Origin of the sequence: Alicyclobacillus dauci, assembly GCF_026651605.1 — a bacterium.
Lineage (GTDB): Bacteria > Bacillota > Bacilli > Alicyclobacillales > Alicyclobacillaceae > Alicyclobacillus > Alicyclobacillus dauci.
This window is the reverse complement of the sequence record NZ_CP104064.1, coordinates 2,174,812-2,195,587: the sequence shown is the minus strand read 5'-3', so window position 1 is coordinate 2,195,587 and position 20,776 is coordinate 2,174,812. Positions and strand designations below refer to the sequence as shown.

Genomic DNA, 20,776 nt, shown 5'->3' with positions numbered 1-20,776 from the left:
CTCACCGTCCTCATATTCTGTAGTTCAATCCCAATTTAGAGATAGCTTTCCTCGCGTCTTCCACCATATACAATGATCCCCAGATAACCAATGCACGTGCATTTTTCGTCGCCTCACGTGTTGCTTCCTCCACATCCGAAATCACCGTTACAGGCAGGTCTGGAGAAAGTTCGCGGACCATCTGACCGACGGTCTCAGGATCGCCGCCCCGTATATGATTCGGGCGGCACACAATGACTTCGTCCGCACGCGGCAGCATGATCTGCAGCATCGGGCGAACATCTTTATCACCAAGCACCCCGATGAGCATGCGCCAGTTTCTTGGACTGCTATGAAGACTAGCAAAATCATCCAATGCCATTGCGAGTTTCGCGGCAGCATCTGGATTGTGAGCACCATCGATCACAATTGGACCATTCTCACCTTCCAACACTTCAAAGCGCATCGGCCATACAACGGAAGCTAAAGCATCCACCGCCTTACGCCAGGACGATACATCCAAGTGCGGATGCTGTGTCTCAAACATGGCCAATGCTACTGCCGCATTCTTCAACTGATGCTGCCCATAAAGCGACACCAGGACATGACCGGCATCCCTGTATAAACCACGGTAGGCACCATGTTGCATGAAATGGTCCGAACCGGTCGCGACCATAGACACATCCCGGCCAACCCGAATGACTGGTGCACTCACCTCGGTTGCAACTTGCTCTATGATACGGTACGCTTCACCGTCCGCTGCTGTCACTATCGGTATACCCGGTTTCACGATCCCGGCTTTGTCAAACGCAATATCCGTCAATCGTGGACCTAAAATTTCGACGTGATCGTAAGACACATTCGTAATGGCGGTGACGCTAGGGCGGACGACGTTGGTAGCGTCGAAACGTCCACCAAGACCGGTCTCCCAAACGACAGTATCCACCTTTGCGTCCCGAAAGTACAGCAATGCCATAATAGTGAGGACTTCAAATTCCGTCAATGGATCCGTCATCACCAAATCATTTTGTGCATCTTTTACCAGAACGGCATATTTAGCGAAATCGATATCGGAGATCGGCTCATTATCAATCACCATACGTCCATTAAAACCGGATAACCCGGGAGACGTATACACGCCCACCCGGGTTCCACATGCCTGCAAAATCCGCGTTAACATTGCACAAACGGAACCTTTTCCGTTCGTTCCAGCAACGTGATAGAACACAAGCCCGTCTTGCGGGTTGGATAGTCGTTCTAAGACCTGTAAGACGCGTTCGAGACCAGGTTTGATTCCAAATCGCCGCAAGGAACCAATCCACTCGTTTGCCTCTTCTATATCCACGTTCTGCACCTCTATGTTGTTTATTCCGCCAAATCCGAAATTCGTTCGCGGACCGCAGTCAGTTTCTGCTGATAGTCTTCCATTTTTGCGCGTTCCTTCTCAACGACGTCAGCAGGTGCTTTGGCAACAAATCCTTGGTTGTTAAGCTTTTTCTCAATGCGTTCTACCTCACTGACGAGGCGCGTCTCCTCCTTGCGAAGGCGAGCGACTTCCGCATCGAGATCGATAAGGCCTGCTTGTGGAATGTGAATGCGCGCACCCGACACGATTTGCGTAATAGATTTTTCCGGCGCCTCGCCGCCAACGGCGATCTGAATGTCATTGCTGTTACAGAACCGAGCAAGATAATGGCGCACTTCTTCGAACAGCCGCGCGGATGTCTCGCTGTCACAACTAATCTGCATGGACACCTGTTTGCTGGGCGGTACTTGAAGCTCAGCCCGTACGTTGCGGACGGCGCGAATCGCCTCCATGACGAAATTCATTTGCGAAGCAGCACTTTCATTGCTCACCGCTTCCTCTGCATGCGGCCACTCCGCAATAATGAGGGCTTCCGAGGTCTTCGGCAGCGCTTGCCAGATCTCCTCCGTGACAAACGGAATATACGGATGAAGAAGCGTCAAAAGCGATGTCAAAACTTTGTGAAGGACAGTTTGCGCAACTGCCTTCCTCGCTTCATCCTCGCCGTACAACGCCAGTTTGGAGAACTCAATATACCAATCGCAAAAATCGTCCCAGGCAAAATCATACATGGCCCGAGCAGCTTCGCCGAAGTCGTACTGGTCCAGGTGATGCGTGACCGCCGTTACGGTCTCGGACAATCTGTGGAGAATCCACTCGTCGGCGACATCCAAGGAGGCACTGGGCAAATCAACTGGTGTAAAGCCATCCGGCAAGTTCATCAGAACAAACCGAGAAGCGTTCCAGATCTTGTTGATAAAATTGCGAGCCCCTTCAATTTTATCCCACGTGAACCTCTGGTCATTTCCAGGAGATGTAGACGTGGCGAGCATAAACCGCAGGGAGTCAGCGCCGTACTGTTCAATGACCTCAATGGGATCGATCCCATTGCCCTTGCTCTTAGACATCTTTTGGCCCTCAGCATCGCGGACCAATCCGTGCAGGACGACAGTCTCGAACGGCGTTTTGCCAGTGAACTCCACACCCATAAAGACCATGCGGGCGACCCAGAAGAAAAGAATGTCGTAGCCAGTGACGAGTGTGCTTGTCGGGTAGTACCGTTTGAAATCAGCCGCGTCGACATTCGGCCACTCGAGCGTTGAAAACGGCCACAGAGCGGAGGAGAACCAGGTGTCGAGCACATCTTCATCCTGATGAATGGCCGACGAACCACAGTGTGAACACACGTTTATATCCGTCTTCGACACACTCGTTTGTCCACAGTCGTCACAGTACCAAGCAGGAATCCGGTGTCCCCACCAGAGTTGGCGCGAAATACACCAGTCTCGAACATTCTCCAACCAACCGACGAACACTTTGGTAAATCGCGCAGGAACGAAATTCAGTTCCCCCCGCCTAACCATCTCAAGCGCTGGTTTGGCGAGTGCGTCCATTTGCACAAACCATTGATCGGACAAGAACGGCTCAACGACCGTATCACAGCGGCTGCAGTGGCCAACGGCGTGATCGATTTGCTCCTCCTTGACGAGATGATTCCCCGCTGCCAGTGCCTTGACGACCTCTGCACGCCCTTCTTCACGCGATAGACCCTGGAATGACCCGGCAAGCGCGTTCAATCGCCCGTCTGCGTCAATGCACTGCAACTTCTCCAGACCGTGCCGTTCACCTACCTCAAAGTCGTTGGGATCGTGCGCAGGTGTGATCTTGAGACAGCCTGTACCGTACCCTTTGTCTACATAACTGTCAGCAATGACAGGAATTTCTCGATCCGTCAGGGGCAAGCGCACCGTCTTCCCAACCATCGCTTGGTAACGTTCGTCGTCCGGATGAACGGCTACAGCGACATCGGCAAACATGGTCTCCGGCCGCGTCGTGGCGATGACAACCTCACCAGTGCCGTCCGTCAGTGGATAGCGTATGTGGTAGAGAGAACCTTGGACATCCTTGTGTTCGACCTCGATGTCCGACAGGGCGGTGGCACAGCGCGGGCACCAGTTGATGATGCGGTTGCCGCGGTAAATCAGTCCTTTGTCGTAGAGACGCACGAACACTTCGCGGACAGCTTCAGAAAGGCCGGGGTCCATAGTGAAGCGCTCGCGCGACCAATCACACGATGACCCGAGTGCGCGAATCTGACGGGTGATGGCACTTCCGTACTGCGCTTTCCAGTCCCAGACGCGTTCGACAAACGCGTCCCGGCCGAGATCGTGTCGCGACTTCCCCTCACTCTCGCGAATGGACTTTTCAACGCGTGCCTGGGTGGCGATACCGGCGTGATCAGTACCAGGTACCCACAGTGCATCAAATCCATGTAGGCGTTTGTAGCGGATGACGATGTCCTGCAGTGTATTGTCAAGTGCGTGGCCGAGGTGAAGGACACCCGTGACGTTCGGCGGCGGCATGACAACCGAGAACGGTGGACGGTCCGGATGGACACCGGCTTTAAAGTAGCCACTGCTCTCCCAACGTTCATAGATCCGTTTCTCTACCTGACGCGGATCGTAGACGGTTGACAGTGTGTGTTCATTACCCTCTGTCATAGAGACTCCTCCTAAAAATAAAAAAAGCCCTCCGTCCTCAGGACGGAAAGCTCCGCGTTACCACCTGAATTTCTACTTCACGCCGCACTTATGTGCACACGTGAAGAGACACTCGACATCGATAACGGAATGACCCGGATTATCAGCTCAAGGACGACGTTCAGACGTGCGACGGGGGAATGTCACAGCCTAGCGTTCCCTCTCTGAACCATCGCGATCGTCTTACTCTTTCCTGTCAAAGCCGTTCAATTTAAGTGTTCGATGTTCAGTATAGTACGAAATCCTTTATCTTCTTGTCAAGGTATGAAGGAGCCTGTGAAACTTTTTCGAACACATTTTTTAAGCCCGTTTGCCGCGCCCCCGCTTTTTCTTCACCCGGTGCACGCGCGTCTGCGGTTGCTCTTCTGCATTTCCCTTTGCTGCCTGAGTTTCCCGGCGCTTTGCCTCTGCATCTTTACGCTTTTTATCCGACCAAGCTGTCGTGCGCGCATAGACAACGGAGAAAAGCACCCCGATGGCCCCAATGATAAGGTTCTGTTGGATAAATCCGCCCCAGCCCATATGCTTCGTGTACGCATACCCTATCGTCAGCTGAAGGACGAGGTTAATAACCAGTAGTAAGAGAACGGCCAAGAGGGTGTTTGCGGTACGCCGCTGTTTTGCTCGTTGAACAATGAGAATGGCGGACATGAACATCCCTAATTCACCAGTCGAAATCAAAGGATATCCACCCTTCGTCACATAAAAGGCCACAATCTCCAAAATTGCGACGACGACGACGACGCTCCCCACAAAGCGCCAGTACCAGCCGTTCCAAATACCTTTTCCTCCTGCGGAAACTTGATTGTTCAATTGTCTTCCTCCAAACGTCCCTTTGGCGTGAGCAGCCTGTCCATTACGCTAAATCACATTTCTTATCTTAACAAATCAAAAGAACCATTCACAGGACAAATACCCAGCGGGTCTAGTGGCATATACATGTACAGATACGGGTTTGTATCATCGGCAAGGGAGACTTCGGGCGCAGCCCAAGCTCACCTGGGCCGACCATCACTGTGGCTAGGCGAAAATCGCTCAGTTGCAGTAAGGAGGTGCGCATGGTGGGCTTTTTCTATGCTTTACTTCGGTTTGTGAAGCTGTTCCTGGCTGGGGCTATATTCCTCTTATTTCTTCGGGCGATATTGTGGCCGAGCGCTCTGGATTTACTCATTCTCATGATGTTATTCATCGTCTTCGTCGCCATGTTTATTGGCGGGCCGTAGGGCGAACGCACAGCTTTACTCGCTCCAGCGCTGTACGTCTGCTTGTTTGCCCAGGCGCGTAACCATCCCCATGTTGGCTCTGCCGCCTCGAACAAATGCTTCTCATTGCCCCATCTATTTACTAACGTAATCTACTGACATAGACGCAATCAGGGCCGACGAATTGGTGTGTTCGCGGCCCTGATACCTGACTCGGTGTAAGATCACATTGGTTGAAGATTCCCTACCAGCTCTAAACCGAACAATTCATGCCGATGTTCGCGGAAGGGAAAAAGGGGTATTTGGAATGAGCAGCGCTTGCCCTGGAGCAACTTGCCCCTGCAACCATGGATTTACCCGCAGGAGTTCCGACGACAAACACCCACACCTGTCTGCCACAGCCTCGATCGTCTCTTCCTCGGCCACAATAGCATAGCGCAGGGTGCAGTACCGCTCTGGCGCATTAAAGTCGACAAATGACCACAAGTTACTCTGAGTGACCGGCGAAACCAATTCATGCCGTTCCTGTGCGTCATCATCGTCCTCGGACTGTTCCTCTTGAAATTCAGCGATCTCGTTGTCATCCATTGCGACAGCTCCGGAAATGGTAAACTTCGGGGCCAACGACTCGTCGCCGCGGAGGTCGGCTTCATCCGCAACTTCACGGTGAGATGCCTCGAGCGGAGTCTCCTCGTCTAATTGGTGCTCAAACTCGAACGCGGCAACCGGTGTCTGTTCGGCAACCGCTGGTTCTGGAGCTTTCTCTTCGTCAACTTTAGATTGAACGAAGAACCGGTCCAAATTTGCCAGTTCGTTCCGAACCGTCTCCTCTTTCTTGCCCAAGGATGCCTTTGCCTGCTCTTCAGTTCGGTTGTTCTCCGCTTCAGCCCAGCCATGTCCCCCTCGTGCCTCACTCACCCTCTCGATATGAGAATTGTCAGCCGTGCGCGCTTCAGCATCCGTTCCTGCACCGCTGTCCATTTCTTCATTCGAACCGTCACTGCCGCTCTTGTCTTCTGACTCTTCCGTATGCCGCCAAAGGTCGGTGGCGCCCACAAGCTCAAGCTCTGGCTCCCCGGCCGGCTGTGCATCGCTGTTGTCGTGAACTGCCTCGATCACGGCATCTTCGGGCGAAGCACTTATCTCCACATGGTGATCAGGAATAGACTGCTCGGGGGACTCTTCAAGGTTTTGTCCGTCACTAGACACTTCATCAGACACTTCATCAGACACTTCATCAGACACTTCATCAGACACTTCATCAGACACTTCATCAGACACTTCATCAGACACTTCATCGACCTGCTGCGCTGCAAATGCCTCGTTCCGTTGTGGAACTTCATCAGTCACTGCTTCACTGTCTGTCTCACTGACTGCTTCACTGACTGCTTTACTAGCGGCTTCACTGACCGTTTCGTCCGCTTCCGCACTGACGTCTACGGTCGGTTCTTCATTCACAACGAACTGTTCCGCAAACAGTGCGTTTCCGCCCTCTTGCGCTCCGCAACGAAAATGATATCCCTCGTCGCCGAACAACCCGTGGACTTCCAACATCCCTTTCACAGTCAGCCAGTTGTCGCTCGCAACGTCCAAAGCCCACGAAGATAGACGACTCTTCACGTTGACCACACCACTGGGTTGGGCTGCGACGGGCACGCGAAGAGCAAATGGCAACCGATGATGCACGTGCGTCACTGAACCATCTTGTTCCTCCAAACCAACAGAAAACGAGGTCTCTTCGCTTTGCGATTGATTCTGTTTATTTCGTATATAGCCCGCGAACACAATAGCGCCTTCTAATTCATACACTTCACCATCACGCTGAAACGAGACCACCTCCGTTGCAACCGTCGCATCTTCAACAGAAACACCGATATGCGCTGCTTCCATGAAGACCTCTTGGTCAATCTGCAAACGAATGAGTGGATCTCGACCTTGTTCGGCCATGTAAGTCCCTCCTTGCGCGGCAAGATTCCACAACCAATGTATGTACACAGTTGACCACATATGTCGAATTGACAGATTCAACGTCTACAGTCGTACCTCGCGAATCGCCCTTCAGGGACGCAAAAAGCCATACATCTGCAGTCTATAGCGACTTGATGTATGGCTCCATTGGATCTTGTAGAGGTTGTCCGAGTTTCCTATCGGGAAACGGTTACCGAATCGTGTTAAACGCCTTTTCCATCGCGCTTCTCGTGAGGTCCAGTTCACGGTCCGTATGGACGGCAGATACGAAGGCCGTTTCCATTTGGGATGGAGCAAACGTGACACCCTCGCCCAGCATCGCATGGAAAAACTGTTCGTATTTCGACGCATCACTCTTGGATACACTATCAAAATCATAGACTGGGCCGTCATGGAAGAATAGACCGAACATTCCTCCGATGGCATGGCCATAGACAGGAATTCCCCGTTCCTTCCCGAGAGCCAAAAACGATGAAACAACTTGCTCACCGTAAGATTGCATGCGTTCGTAAAGGCCGTCTTTCGCGGCCTCTTCAAGCATCTGTAACGATACGAGACCTGCCGACATCGCCAGTGGATTGCCAGACAGCGTACCGCCCTGGTACACTGGCCCGCTTGGGGCTACCATCTCCATCAAATCTCGACGTCCGCCGTACGCGCCAACAGGTAGACCAGCGCCAATCACTTTGCCAAATGTGGTCAAATCCGGATCGATGTCAAAGCGCCGCTGTGCACCACCCAGTCCGACGCGAAATCCAGTGATGACTTCGTCGAAAATGAGAAGCGAACCAAACGATCTAGTCAATTCCCGAACAGCTTGAAGATACCCGGGCTTCGGTAAGACGCAGCCCATGTTCCCAGCTACCGGTTCAATGATGACTGCGGCAATCTCCTCACCCCGCTCGAGGAACAAATCCCGTAAAACATCGATATCGTTGTACGGCACGGCGAGTGTCCGTTCCGCAACTTCTCTCGGGACTCCAGGACTATCCGGCAGGCCTAGGGACGCTACTTCCGATCCCGCTTTCACCAAGAAGTAATCAGCGTGACCATGGTAACATCCGATGAATTTAACGATGAGTGACCGATTGGTCGCCGCGCGAGCGACGCGAACGGCACTCATCGTCGCTTCCGTGCCGCTGTTGACCATGCGGACGACTTCTAGTGATTGCATGAGAGAAATAATTTTCTCCGCGATGACCGTTTCCAGTTCAGTAGGAACCCCAAAGCTTGTCCCGCGACTTGCAGCATCCTGAACCGCTTTGACGATTTTCGGATGAGCGTGTCCCCAAATCAAAGGTCCCCAAGACATGAGATAATCCACATATCGATTGCCGTCGATGTCGTAGATGTACGCGCCCTCGCCGTGATCGGCAAAGTAAGGTGTCCCGTGAACAGATTTGAACGCCCGAACAGGGCTGTTCACACCACCTGGCAACACGCGCTTTGCGCGTTCAAAGGCCGCCGTTGATTTCGGTCCTGCCATCCTTATACACTCCCCATGTGTCGTCTATTATGCGTTCTCTTCACGCAACCAGCGTGCGACATCCGGTGCGTGGTACGTCAAGATGATATCAGCGCCAGCGCGTTTGAACGACGTCATCATCTCCATGACAATGGCCCGTTCGTCAATCCATCCAGCCTTCGCAGCAGCCTTTACCATGCTGTATTCTGCACTGACGTTGTACGTAGCAACCGGCTGAGTAAACGTCTCCCGAATGCGATGAATAACGTCTAGATAGGACAGAGCAGGTTTCACCATGAGCATGTCCGCACCCTCCATGACGTCCGATTCCGCTTCGCGGAGTGCCTCACGAGCATTAGCTGGATCCATTTGGTATGACTTGCGATCACCAAACGCAGGTGTCGAGTCGGCCGCTTCACGGAATGGACCGTAGAACGCAGATGAATACTTGACCGCATACGACAGGATACTCACATCTGTCAGTTGATTATCATCTAACACCTCGCGAATCCGCTGTACACGACCGTCCATCATATCGGACGGCGCAACGATATCTGCCCCCGCCTGAGCGTGTGACAGAGCCGTCTTAGCGATAAGCTGCACAGAGTCGTCGTTGACAATTTTGCCGTCGCGGACAAGCCCACAGTGGCCAGCTGGATTGTACTCACAAAGGCAAACGTCCGTCATGACGACGAGATCGGGATTTTCACTTTTCGCGGCGCGCACCGCTTCTTGAACGATGCCCTTATCTGCGTAAGCCGAGGACGACAACTCATCCTTTTCGCTGGGTATACCAAACAAGATGATGCCCGGGATGCCCAGTGACGACAGACGAACGATCTCCTTGCGAAATTCATCCAATCCATAGCGCATGACACCCGGCATGGATGTAATCTCCGACGTACCCTTTAGCCCTTCCTCAACAAACATGGGGTATATTAAATCGTTTACCGTTACGCGATGCTCGCGAACCAGTGAACGGATGCCCGCATTGGCACGCAAGCGACGATGTCTATCAAAAGTCATGGTTATCATTCCTCTCTAAACTGTTCAAGCCAACTTCGAATGGCTGCTATTAGTGCTTCATGTGTGGTTTCGTTTGGCACTGATATAACGTCCACGCCAGACGCAGCCAGCGCTTTTTCTGTCGTTCTTCCAAACGCAACGACATAGTGCTTTCGTCCTTCCACTAGCAAGCGCAAATCTGGCAAACTAGCCATTAACGACTGGACACCAGAGGGACTAAATAATACCCACAAGATCTCCCTGTTTCGCCACGACTCGGCATCGTTTAGCGATCGACCAGCCGTCTCATAGACGACGACCTCCGACACGCCGTGTCCCGCACGTCGAAGTCGCAGGGGGAGTACCCCACGAGCTTTCGCCCCGCGGAAAAACACGTACTGTCGAGTTTTTCGCCCATCGCCCCGAATCAACTGATCCGCCAAGCCTTCCGCATTCCGCACATCCTCATAACACCTTGCGTCCAGCCCCACAGCCCGCAATTCAGATGCGGTGGTCTCCCCTATACAATAGCAAATGGGCTTCCCCCACTTCCAATCGGGGTGACTCAAGTAGAATGATCGGAAGACGCGACTGGCCGTTGCCGATGTAAGGAGCCAACCGTCTACGCTCTCCGGCAGGTTTGCCATCTGAGCGAGAATTCGATCCGCCGAATACACAACGGTTTCAATCAATGGAATGTGGAGACTCGCAATATGCAAGTCGCGGAGCCGAGCTGTCAAAGCCTCTCCACGCTCACCAGACTGCGTGATGACCGCAATCGGTTTTTGCTTACTCACCTTCCCGCGCATCTCTCTTCGCGGCCGCCAGGTATTCGTCGGCACCCAAATCAAGCAGGTTATTTGCCAATTCATACCCGAGCTGTTCCGGATCCGTACCGGTCAATTGATTCCGAACCATACCATCCCCAACCGGATTCGCAACAAGCCCGGTCAGGACAATGGAATCGTCCTGCCGAGTCTCGGCATACCCTGCCAGCGGGACTTGACAACTGCCTTGAAGCTTCTTTAACAGAGCCCGCTCCGCACGAGCTCGGCGGAGAGTCGCCGCATCCGTCCACGCCTCAAGCTCTGCACGTACTTCTTCGTCCAGGTTCCTGCATTCGACGCCGAGAATCCCTTGTCCAACTGCCGGAACGCAAGCATCAGTCGACAGATACTCAGTGACTTTGTCCGCCCATCCCATCCGCAAAAGCCCTGCCGCAGCGAGGACAATTGCATCAAACTCGCCTGCTTCTGCACGCCGTAAGCGGCTATCGATGTTTCCACGCAACGGCTCGATTTTCAAATCCGGTCGCTGACTCCTCAACTGCACTGCGCGACGTAGACTGGAGGTGCCAACGACAGCTCCCTGTGGCAGTTCCATAAGCGTCAATCCGCGGTGAGATATGAGCGCATCGCGTGGATCCTCGCCTGCAGGAATACCCGCAAGTGCAAGACCCTCGGCAAGTTCGTAGGGGACGTCCTTTAAACTGTGAACAGCAAGGTCTGCTTGATTTTGCGTCAAAACATCCTCAATTTCTGAGACGAACAGCCCTTTTCCCCCAACCTTTGACAACGTCACATTGAGAACCTTGTCTCCCTTGGTCGTTATGGGAACAATCTCGAAAGACCAGTCGGACCGTCTCGCCCGAAGCGCTTCTATCACCCACTTTGTCTGGGTCATGGCCAATTGGCTTGTGCGCGAAGCAACGCGAATTCTGCGCATGTCATCACTACCTTTCTCTTCAAACCCCATGGTGAAACGGCGAGACGTTTCCAATCGCGACCAAATTGACTATCGTCGCCACAAAACAGATCACCTGGTATCGCATCAAGCCCCGGATATTTGGCCTCAACCGCCCGTGTAAAACCAGGTACACGCCATACATCATCCAAGTTGCGATGGAGGCGATAGGCTTTGGTGACCAGACAATCCACTGGCCTAAAACAAGCTTGCCCCACAAATCTCCCACAGCCATCCCGGCGAACAAGAGAAAAAACCCTGTCGACGCAGTGATGAGGCAGAGTGAATCAAGCTTGCCGAGCGAAGGCAACAGGATGAACCAGCGGTTCCACCGTTTCTTGCGCAGATTGCCCTCCTGCAAAATGTGCATGACAGCAAACACAAACGCAAAGGAAAACGCGACTTCCGAGAGCATTGCCAAGACCACGTGCAGCAGGAGCAGATCCTGGTTCGGGAACCACCTGAGTTCGTCCGCTCCCTGGCGATATCCCGCAACCAGCACGATGACAAACCCGAGCACGTTGGTGAAAAACAACACCAGGCCAATTCGAAAGAAGGTGTCCAGAACGAGTGTCGTCACGAGCATCATCCAGGCTATGAGGAGCATCAAGTTAGACCGCGTATAGGCCGGTAAAACATGTAGCATGTGAAACTCTTCAAATAAAAGTCCAGTAACAGACAAAAAGGCGACGAACAGCAACACGACTGCCGAGCGATTCACGCTTCGACGAGGTTGCAGCACGTCGCTGAAAAACAGCGTTAAACTCACGGCATAAAAAATCAAGGTCGCATCATACAGCAAACGAACTGCAGACAAATCGCTCACCGCAACACCGGGTGCAAGACACGCTTGTCACCCGCTAAGCGATCCGTTTCACCACGAAGCCGCTGAAAGAGTTCCACAAAACTTCCTCGCGTTGCGTCCACTTCACTGTGCGTTGGAGAAATCACTTGTTGCGCCTTTAAGATGTCCTGGTCGATGCCAAACAGCTCAGCAAACATGTGAACGTACTCCGTGTCACCTGAGGCCAGAGCCAGTTCTTTGACATTTTGAATGGGATCCCGTAGCAGTTGATTGACAATGCTCATCGTGTGCTTATTCAGCAGTTTCCGATCCCGCTCGGAAAGCTCCGGCATCTTCCGCAGCAAGCTCTCCATGACATCCCGCTGAATGGATTCACCCTTGGCACGCAGTGCCGTAATGAGGGGAACCACTTCTTGTTCCGTCAGCCAGTTTGAAAAAGCCTCCACCGCTTCCGAAATCATCGATTCGATGATGACGGCCTGACGCTTCCGCTCCTGTAAATTCGCATCGATAACCCCGTCGAGATCGTCGACATCGTAGAGATAGACCCCTGGAACAGAACTGATTACCGGATCAATATCCCTGGGCATCGCGATATCAAGAAAAATAACAGAGCGGCCACGTCCCGCTTTCATGGCATCGCGAACCTCGGCCTCTCGCACGATATATCCAGGCGCACTGGTTGCCGAAACGACAATGTCTACGTTTTCCAACACCGAGCTGACATCGGCTAAGGAAATTACTTCGGCCCCCACCTGCCGCGCAACATCTCTGGCCTTGTCCGGGGAACGGTTCGCGAGGACGAGCGCACCCACACCTTGAGCTTGTAAATGCTGAAGTGCCAATAAGCCCATGTGTCCAGCGCCAATCACAAGGGCGCGGCGACTGGAAATGTCGCCAAATATTTTGCAAGCCAATTGCACAGCCGCATAACTCACCGATACCGGTGTCTGTCCTACTGTTGTTTCGGCCTGTGCACGCTTGCCAACGTGAATGACCTCTCTGAACAGACGGTTGAACATGGCACCCGTGTTTCCCGCCTCAAATGCCTCTTGAAAGGCGGTTCGCATTTGTCCAAGAATCTGCGTCTCTCCAATGACCACGGAGTCCAGTCCAGACGCGACGCGCATTGCATGTGCAACGGCTTGCTCGCCTTGAATGAAATAGGTTGACTGGTCAATTTCTTCTTTATCTATACCGGATGTACCGGACAGTACTGTAAGTAAGTAATCATGACCCGCTCGTACACTGTTCACGAGTGCGTATATCTCTGTACGGTTGCAGGTTGACAACACAATGCTCTCCATCACAGTCCGAGACTCGCGTAACTGCGTCAACACATGTTGAAGGGCATCTGTCCCTAAGCTCACACGTTCACGCAGTTCAACTGTCGCCGTTCGGTGATTCATACCGAGTACTACGATGTGCATTGTACGTCCCCCCTTTCTTGTCCAACCGTCATTATACACTTTTGTAAATCGCAGCGCAGGAAACAAATGTGAAACCTATTTGTCGATTCCTGCGCAATAGGCTGCTTCCTTGCCATAGGTTGTCCGACCTGCGCTAAGCAAGGGCGCAGCGGAGCACCTGTTTAAGACTGCTCGTCAACCGCGGGAAGATAGGGTGCCATGTCATTTTCAAAGCGTTCCCATATGACGTCAAGCCCCACTCGATTTTCTGCAGAGACGGGATAGATTTGGACGTCCGTTTGAAGTGCTTTGCGAATCACTTTGACATGCGAATCCACTTTCGATTTGGATATCTTATCCATTTTTGTCGCGATCACCATCAGCGGAACATCCAATCCGCGGAGCCCCTCGTGTACCGAAATATCATCCTTAGATGGTTCGTGGCGAATGTCAACTAATTGAACAATCCGAACCAGCGGTTCCCGTTCCGTCAGGTACTTGTCAATCATCTCAGCAAACTGGGCACGCTGAGTTTTGCTCACTGCCGCGTACCCGTAGCCTGGCAAATCAACAAATCTAAACAGCTTATTGATAGCAAAAAAGTTAATCTGTCTAGTCTTGCCTGGTTGCCCCGAAGTTCGGGCTAAATTTTTCCGCCCCAACAGTCGATTGAGCAATGTCGATTTCCCGACATTGCTCCGACCGATAAATGCAAACTCAGGTAGACCGCCTTCCGGCCATTGATTGGGCCGAACGGCACTGATTTCGAACTCTGCACTGCGAATGATCACTGATGAGCTTCCTCTCCACCGTATTTGCCATCCGAGAACAAGTCAGCAAACCACGCTTCGTTGTGCAAAGGATGATTCTCATCTAGTGCAGCTTCAGAACCCAAGGCGAGACTCAAAACCTCATCCATCTGGGCGACTGGAATAAATTTAACTTGTTCGCGTACCGCTTCCGGGATATCCACCAAGTCCTTCTCGTTGCCTTTCGGCATCAGAATCGTCTTGATGCCCGCTCGATGAGCAGCCAAGCTCTTTTCCTTCAAGCCGCCGATTGGCAACACCCGTCCACGCAATGTCACTTCACCCGTCATCGCCACATCGTGATGGACAGGACGGTTGGTCAGTGCTGACGCGATAGCCGTCGCCATGGTGATACCAGCCGATGGACCATCCTTGGGAATGGCACCTTCCGGAACGTGGACATGGATGTCGACCTTTTCGTGAAAGTCACTCGGAATGTTTAATTGACGTGCCCGTGATCGAACATATGAAAGCGCTGTTTGCGCACTTTCCTTCATGACATCACCGAGGTGCCCCGTCAGCACAACCTTACCGCTACCCGGAACAACCGATACCTCAATGGTGAGCATGTCTCCGCCCATTTCGGTCCAGGCCAGCCCTGAGACCACACCGACTTGGTCTTCCTCTTCCATGCGGCCGTACTCAAACTTGTGCGGCCCGAGGAAAGATTCCAGTATCGACGACGTCACGGAAACCCGTTTCTGCTCGCCGGAGGCAACGACTTTTGCCACCTTGCGGCAAATGGTCGCAATGAGCCGTTCCAATTGACGAACACCTGATTCACGCGTGTAGTGACGAATCGTTTCCAACAGCACATCATCCGATATGCGAAGTCTGTCACCCTTCAAGGCGTGTTTCTCACGCTGACGCGGCAACAAATGCCCCTTGGCAATATGCAGTTTTTCGATTTCCGTGTAGCCAGACAGCTGAATGATTTCCATTCGATCCCGCAGTGGCCCCGGAATTTCGTACAAATTGTTTGCCGTGGTGATAAACATCACATTCGACAGATCGTACGGAATTTCCACATAGTGGTCTGAAAATGTGCTGTTTTGTTCCGGGTCGAGAACTTCCAGCATCGCCGCTGCCGGATCGCCGCGAAAATCACTGGCCATCTTGTCGATCTCGTCCAGCAAGAACACAGGATTGTTCACTTCTGCTTGCTTCATGCCCTGAATGATTCTCCCTGGCATGGCACCGATATATGTACGACGATGGCCACGAATTTCCGCATCGTCGCGGACTCCGCCCAGTGAAGCACGCACAAACGGACGCTTCAGCGACTTTGCGATGGACCTCGCGAGTGATGTCTTACCCACACCAGGGGGACCGGATAAACAAATAATCGGACCAGCCTGCTTATCGACGAGTTTTTGAACAGCCATGAATTCAATAATGCGTTCCTTGATCTTTTCCAAACCGTAGTGTTCTTCGTCAAGGATTTTTTGTGCACGGGCCAAGTCTACAACGGACTTTGCTTTCTCCGTCCACGGTAATGCCAAAAGCCAATCAATATATGTACGTGCAACAGTTCCTTCAGCCGACGAGGAAGGGATTCGCTCCAACCGGGAGATTTCGCGATCCACGCGCTCGTAAACATCGTCGGGTAATTTCTTCTCTTCAAGCTTCGCACGAAGCTCCTCGATCTCGCCCGTACGCCCCTCCTTATCACCCAATTCTCGCTGGATGGCTTTCATCTGTTCGCGAAGATAATATTCCTTCTGCGTTTTCTCCATCTGCTTGCGAACACGCTGATGGATTTGGCGCTCAAGTTCCAGCACCTCTCGCTCATCAGACAAAATCTGAAGCAACCGTTCCATTCTCGACTGAATATCAAACGACTCAAGGATATCCTGCTTCTCCTTCACCTTGAGAGGAAGGTGCGAAGCAACCATATCCGCGAAGCGACCTGGGTGTTCGATATCGATGACAGCCGCGTATGTTTCTTGGTCTAGTTTGCGCGAGAGTTTGACGTATTGCTCAAACTGCTGTGAGATGGAGCGCATCATCGCTTCCATTTCCGTGGTCACTGGAACGTCTTCCACGTCATCATGAATCTCAACATTCACGACGAAATACTCATCAGACTGAACAAAATCCAGTATCTCGGCACGCGATAGACCTTCGACCAACACGCGAATGGTACCGTTCGGAAGTTTCATCATTTGTTTCACGCGTGCTAACGTGCCCACGCGGTACAGATCCGCAATTTCGGGCTCGTCAACCTGCCCGTCTTCCTGCGATGCTAAAACGATCAGGTGGTCATCCACCATCGCCTGTTCGAGCGCCTTGACAGACTTCGGGCGTCCGACATCAAAATGTAACACCATCGAGGGATAGACTAGCAGACCGCGCAATGGTAAAAGGGGATATGTGCCCTTGTGTTCGATTGTTTCAGCGTGATCGATTGCCATCTCCTCACCTCCGATTATATGCTTTCCCGTGGATTGGACTTAATTGTACAGAATGGCGATGGCGAAGTCTAATATCCGGCCGTCGAGAACCCGGTCATTCCACTTCCGCAGACTACCCTTGTGCTGATGACAATCCACTCTCTAGACTACTCGTCGCGATCTCAGTCCGCATAGTTGACAAGTCAGTTTCCAGCCCACCCACAATTGCCAACCGGATCACATCCTCCAGTTTATCAACCGGTACAACCTTGACGCCAACAATGTGTCGAAATGTCTCTTGCCAATTGGCCTTGGGAATCAGGACGACATTCGCTCCGGCCTCGCGTGCTGCCTCTACTTTGGCCGGCACGCCACCGACGGGCATAACCAGGCCACGGATTGAGAGTTCCCCTGTCATTGCAATCGTATTCAGGACCGTTCGTCCAGTGATAGCGGAATAGATCCCCACAGCCATAGCGATCCCAGCACTGGGCCCATCGACAGGCATTCCCCCAGGGAAATTGATGTGCAAATTGTAGTTGTCACAGTCAATCGCAAACATCTTCTTCAAGGTAGTCAAGACGTTTTCAAGCGAGCCTTTCGCCATGCTCTTGCGGCGCATACTGCGATCTCGACCACCAATGGTCTCCTCTTCGACGAGGCCATTAATGAGCACATGCCCCTTGCCATCCTCGGTTGCCTCTGCCGTTACTTCGATTTCCAGGAGCATTCCAGACTGAGGTCCCGTGACTGCAAGACCGTTTACGACACCAACCTGTGGCTCATTACCAATTTTTCGTTCCGGCCTTGGACTCATGTGTGTAAATTGAATGACCCACTCGACGTCTTCCAGGCAAATCTCGTTCCGTCCCTCACAAAGTGCCACGCTGCCTGCAACTTGTACGATATTCACGGCGTCGCGCCCGTTTGTTGCATAACCAGTAATCTCTTGCGCAACACCTTCTGCAATAGGCATCCCGAGTTTTTCTGCGGCCCCCACAACGACCTGGTAAACTTCATCATGCGTCAGAGATCGAAAGTAGATCTCAACGCACCGTGATCGGATAGCTGGAGGTAGTTCATCAGGCGATCTCGTCGTGGCACCCACCAAACGAAAGTCCGCAGGCAAACCATTTTGAAAGATATCGTGAATGTGGACCGGAATGTTGTTGTCCTCACTGCTGTAATAGGCACTCTCCAAAAATACCTTGCGATCTTCCAAGACTTTTAGCAATTTATTCAACTGAATAGGGTGCAACTCGCCAATCTCGTCAATGAATAACATGCCCCCGTGTGCCTTGGTTACGGCGCCTGGTTTTGGCTGTGGAATGCCCGCGACACCCATGGCCCCAGCTCCCTGGTATATCGGATCGTGAACAGAGCCAATCAGCGGATCCGCAATACCACGCTCGTCAAAGCGTGCTGTTGTCGCGTCCAATTCGATGAACTTCGACTCGGCACGAAACGGCGACGCTGGGTTCTTTTTCGCCTCCTCTAAAATCACGCGAGCAGCAGCCGTCTTCCCTACCCCTGGCGGACCGTAGACAATGACATGTTGCGGGTTCGGTCCACAGAGCGCCGCCCTCAGTGCCCGAACCCCCTCCTTTTGTCCGACAATATCGTCAATCGAGGCAGGACGCGTTTTTTCCGCCAACGGAACAGACAGAGAAACGGAACGCATCCGACGTAATTTATCCAATTCTTTGCGTGATTCACGCTCGATAGCATTCTTGTTGTGGTTCTGTGTCTTCAGCAGATTCCAAAAATAGAGCCCGATCACGATTGCAAAAAACACTTGAATCGCTGCGAGGATACTTGCAGTCATATATTATCTGTCCCTCCCATGCTGTCCCAAAACAATATGACCAGTATTTCCCCCAAGCGAATGACATAAACAGAAAAGCGGCACCCAAATGGGTGCCGCTTTGATGCCAAATTTTGAACTTATGCAGTCTCTTCGGATTTACGTGTAAACGGAATGGTACTTCCGTCTTTCTTGAGAACAATAGGCGAATCTTCGTGCAGAGCTGCTTCCTTCGTAATGATGCACTTTTGAATGTCATCTCGCGATGGCAATTCGTACATGACATCGAGCATGATGGCCTCAATAATGGCCCGAAGACCACGTGCCCCCGTACCACGACGAATGGCTTCCTTTGCGATGGTCGAGAGTGCATCCTCGTGAAATTCTAATACGACGTTGTCCATGTCCAAAAGCTTCTGGAATTGCTTGACCAGCGCATTCTTTGGCTCCGTCAAAATCCGCTTGAGAGCCTCTTCGTCGAGTGCATCTAGAGTCGTAACGACAGGCAGACGACCAATAAACTCCGGAATCAGACCAAATTTCAGTAGATCCTCAGGCAAGACATGGTGCATGATGCCCTTGTCCTTCGTCTCTTGTGAACCCGCTGCACTGCCGAAGCCGATCACTTTACTGCCGAGACGGCGCTTAATAATCGGTTCAATTCCGTCAAATGCGCCACCACAAACAAAGAGAATATTCGTGGTGTCAATTTGAATGAACTCTTGATGGGGATGTTTACGACCACCTTGCGGCGGAACACTGGCAACCGTGCCCTCAAGAATCTTCAACAACGCCTGTTGGACGCCCTCACCAGACACATCGCGGGTAATCGACGGATTTTCGGATTTGCGAGCAATCTTGTCGATTTCATCGATATAGATAATGCCGCGTTCGGCCTTCTCGATGTCGTAGTCAGCCGCTTGGATCAGCTTAAGAAGAATGTTTTCAACGTCTTCACCTACATACCCAGCCTCGGTGAGGGAAGTTGCATCTGCAATCGCAAATGGCACGTTGAGAATCCGAGCCAGCGTTTGGGCCAACAACGTTTTACCGCTACCCGTGGGACCAATTAACATGATATTACTCTTTGCAAGCTCAATGTCGTCACTCTTTTGTGAGCCGGCATTAATCCGCTTGTAGTGATTGTATACAGCAACGGACAACGACCGTTTAGCCATCTCTTGTCCGATTACATACTGGTCCAAAATAGATTTGATTTCAGTTGGTTTGGGCACGTCCTTGAGTTCAAAGTTGTCTTCTTCACCCAGCTGTTCCTCAACTATTTCGTTGCACAATTCAATACATTCATCACAGATGTAGACGCCGGGACCGGCAACCAACTTGCGAACCTGCTCTTGCGTTTTCCCACAGAAGGAGCATTTCAGTTGGCCCTTTTCCTCATTAAACTTGAACATGCAATGTTCCCTCCCCAAGTCGAGGTTACCACATTAAGAGCAGATTACAAAACGAATCAGTTCTCTTCCAACCAAACATGAGCATGTTTAGCTTTGTGGCGACCCTTTCATTAGAACCTCATCGACTAATCCATACGCACACGCCTCTTCGGCGGACATGAAATTGTCACGATCCGTGTCCTGTTCGATTCGGTCTAACGGTTGACCGGTTCGTTCAGAAAGAATTTGGTTTAATTTCCTCTTCGTCTTCAACATCCAATCGGCATGGATCTGAATGTCCGACGCTTGGCCCTCAACACCGCCGAGGGGTTGGTGAATCATGATCTCCGCATTGGGCAACGCGTACCGTTTGCCCTTTTCTCCCGCCGCGAGAAGAAAAGCGCCCATGCTCGCAGCCATCCCTACACACATCGTGGAAACTGCCGGACGAATGTGTTGCATCGTATCATAAATGGCCATTCCTGCTGTAACGGAACCGCCCGGACTATTGATGTAGAGCTGAATGTCTCGTTCAGGGTCGTCAGCGGCCAGAAACAATAACTGTGCGACAATAGCATTCGATACATTATCGTCAATGGCTGTTCCCAGTAAGACAATCCGGTCCTTGAGAAGACGAGAATAAATATCATACGAGCGTTCCCCACGACTCGTCTGTTCGATGACATACGGGATAAGACTCATTCCGCTTCCTCCCTATTCAGTGCCAAGTGTGTG

General features: G+C 52.1%; 16 protein-coding genes and 1 other annotated feature. Of the genes, 1 reads left to right on the top strand and 15 read right to left on the bottom strand.

The annotated features are described in order from the left end of the window. Nucleotides 1–10: 10 nt before the first annotated feature. From NZD86_RS10975 to NZD86_RS10965, 3 genes are all read right to left on the bottom strand, one after another. Entirely contained in the window at nt 11–1,324 is a 1,314-nt protein-coding gene (locus NZD86_RS10975; RefSeq protein ID WP_268046577.1) for a bifunctional folylpolyglutamate synthase/dihydrofolate synthase, read from the bottom strand. Nucleotides 1,325–1,344: 20 nt separating this feature from the next. Further along, nucleotides 1,345–4,005 carry a valine--tRNA ligase gene (locus NZD86_RS10970; RefSeq protein WP_268046576.1) on the bottom strand — a complete coding sequence of 887 codons (2,661 nt, stop codon included), beginning with the start codon at nt 4,003–4,005 and terminating at the stop codon, nt 1,345–1,347. A gap of 35 nt (nt 4,006–4,040) precedes the next feature. Further along, nucleotides 4,041–4,253: a binding site (T-box leader), on the bottom strand. A gap of 91 nt (nt 4,254–4,344) precedes the next feature. Then, entirely contained in the window at nt 4,345–4,857 is a 513-nt protein-coding gene (locus tag NZD86_RS10965; protein WP_268046575.1) for a hypothetical protein, read from the bottom strand. Between the two features lie 248 nt (nt 4,858–5,105). Here NZD86_RS10965 and NZD86_RS10960 point away from each other — a divergent pair, with 248 nt between their 5' ends. Then, nucleotides 5,106–5,267 (top strand): hypothetical protein, encoded by a 162-nt coding sequence (locus NZD86_RS10960; RefSeq protein WP_268047027.1) that lies wholly within the window; start codon nt 5,106–5,108, stop codon nt 5,265–5,267. A gap of 246 nt (nt 5,268–5,513) precedes the next feature. On the opposite strand, the gene NZD86_RS10955 is transcribed toward NZD86_RS10960, so the two are convergent. The 12 genes from NZD86_RS10955 to clpP form a co-directional block, all read right to left on the bottom strand. Next, entirely contained in the window at nt 5,514–7,193 is a 1,680-nt protein-coding gene (locus NZD86_RS10955; RefSeq protein ID WP_268046573.1) for a hypothetical protein, read from the bottom strand. A gap of 211 nt (nt 7,194–7,404) precedes the next feature. Beyond that, complete coding sequence (gene hemL / locus NZD86_RS10950) at nt 7,405–8,700, bottom strand: glutamate-1-semialdehyde 2,1-aminomutase (RefSeq protein ID WP_268046571.1); 1,296 nt, start codon at nt 8,698–8,700, stop codon at nt 7,405–7,407. 27 nt (nt 8,701–8,727) lie between these two features. Beyond that, the gene (hemB, locus tag NZD86_RS10945; RefSeq protein ID WP_268046570.1) at nt 8,728–9,714 is read right to left on the bottom strand and encodes a porphobilinogen synthase; all 987 of its coding nucleotides are present in this window, start codon (nt 9,712–9,714) and stop codon (nt 8,728–8,730) included. Next, a complete protein-coding gene (locus tag NZD86_RS10940) occupies nt 9,711–10,481 on the bottom strand; it encodes a uroporphyrinogen-III synthase (protein ID WP_268046569.1) in 771 nt (256 codons plus the stop codon). Before NZD86_RS10940 ends, hemB begins: the two co-directional genes overlap by 4 nt. Beyond that, entirely contained in the window at nt 10,474–11,409 is a 936-nt protein-coding gene (hemC, locus tag NZD86_RS10935) for a hydroxymethylbilane synthase (protein WP_268046845.1), read from the bottom strand. Before hemC ends, NZD86_RS10940 begins: the two co-directional genes overlap by 8 nt. A gap of 19 nt (nt 11,410–11,428) precedes the next feature. Then, nucleotides 11,429–12,253: a cytochrome c biogenesis protein CcsA gene (gene ccsA, locus NZD86_RS10930; RefSeq protein ID WP_268046568.1), complete on the bottom strand. Its 825-nt coding sequence runs from the start codon at nt 12,251–12,253 to the stop codon at nt 11,429–11,431. Continuing rightward, nucleotides 12,250–13,662: a glutamyl-tRNA reductase gene (gene hemA / locus NZD86_RS10925; protein ID WP_268046567.1), complete on the bottom strand. Its 1,413-nt coding sequence runs from the start codon at nt 13,660–13,662 to the stop codon at nt 12,250–12,252. Before hemA ends, ccsA begins: the two co-directional genes overlap by 4 nt. A 161-nt stretch (nt 13,663–13,823) precedes the next feature. Continuing rightward, nucleotides 13,824–14,432 carry a ribosome biogenesis GTP-binding protein YihA/YsxC gene (gene yihA / locus NZD86_RS10920; protein ID WP_268046566.1) on the bottom strand — a complete coding sequence of 203 codons (609 nt, stop codon included), beginning with the start codon at nt 14,430–14,432 and terminating at the stop codon, nt 13,824–13,826. After that, nucleotides 14,429–16,864 carry an endopeptidase La gene (gene lon, locus NZD86_RS10915; RefSeq protein ID WP_268046565.1) on the bottom strand — a complete coding sequence of 812 codons (2,436 nt, stop codon included), beginning with the start codon at nt 16,862–16,864 and terminating at the stop codon, nt 14,429–14,431. Before lon ends, yihA begins: the two co-directional genes overlap by 4 nt. Before the next feature lie 112 nt (nt 16,865–16,976). Continuing rightward, entirely contained in the window at nt 16,977–18,668 is a 1,692-nt protein-coding gene (gene lonB, locus NZD86_RS10910; RefSeq protein ID WP_268046563.1) for an ATP-dependent protease LonB, read from the bottom strand. 119 nt (nt 18,669–18,787) lie between these two features. Then, complete coding sequence (gene clpX, locus NZD86_RS10905) at nt 18,788–20,062, bottom strand: ATP-dependent protease ATP-binding subunit ClpX (protein ID WP_268046561.1); 1,275 nt, start codon at nt 20,060–20,062, stop codon at nt 18,788–18,790. A gap of 87 nt (nt 20,063–20,149) precedes the next feature. Continuing rightward, complete coding sequence (gene clpP / locus NZD86_RS10900; protein ID WP_268046560.1) at nt 20,150–20,743, bottom strand: ATP-dependent Clp endopeptidase proteolytic subunit ClpP; 594 nt, start codon at nt 20,741–20,743, stop codon at nt 20,150–20,152. Between the last annotated feature and the right edge of the window lie 33 nt (nt 20,744–20,776).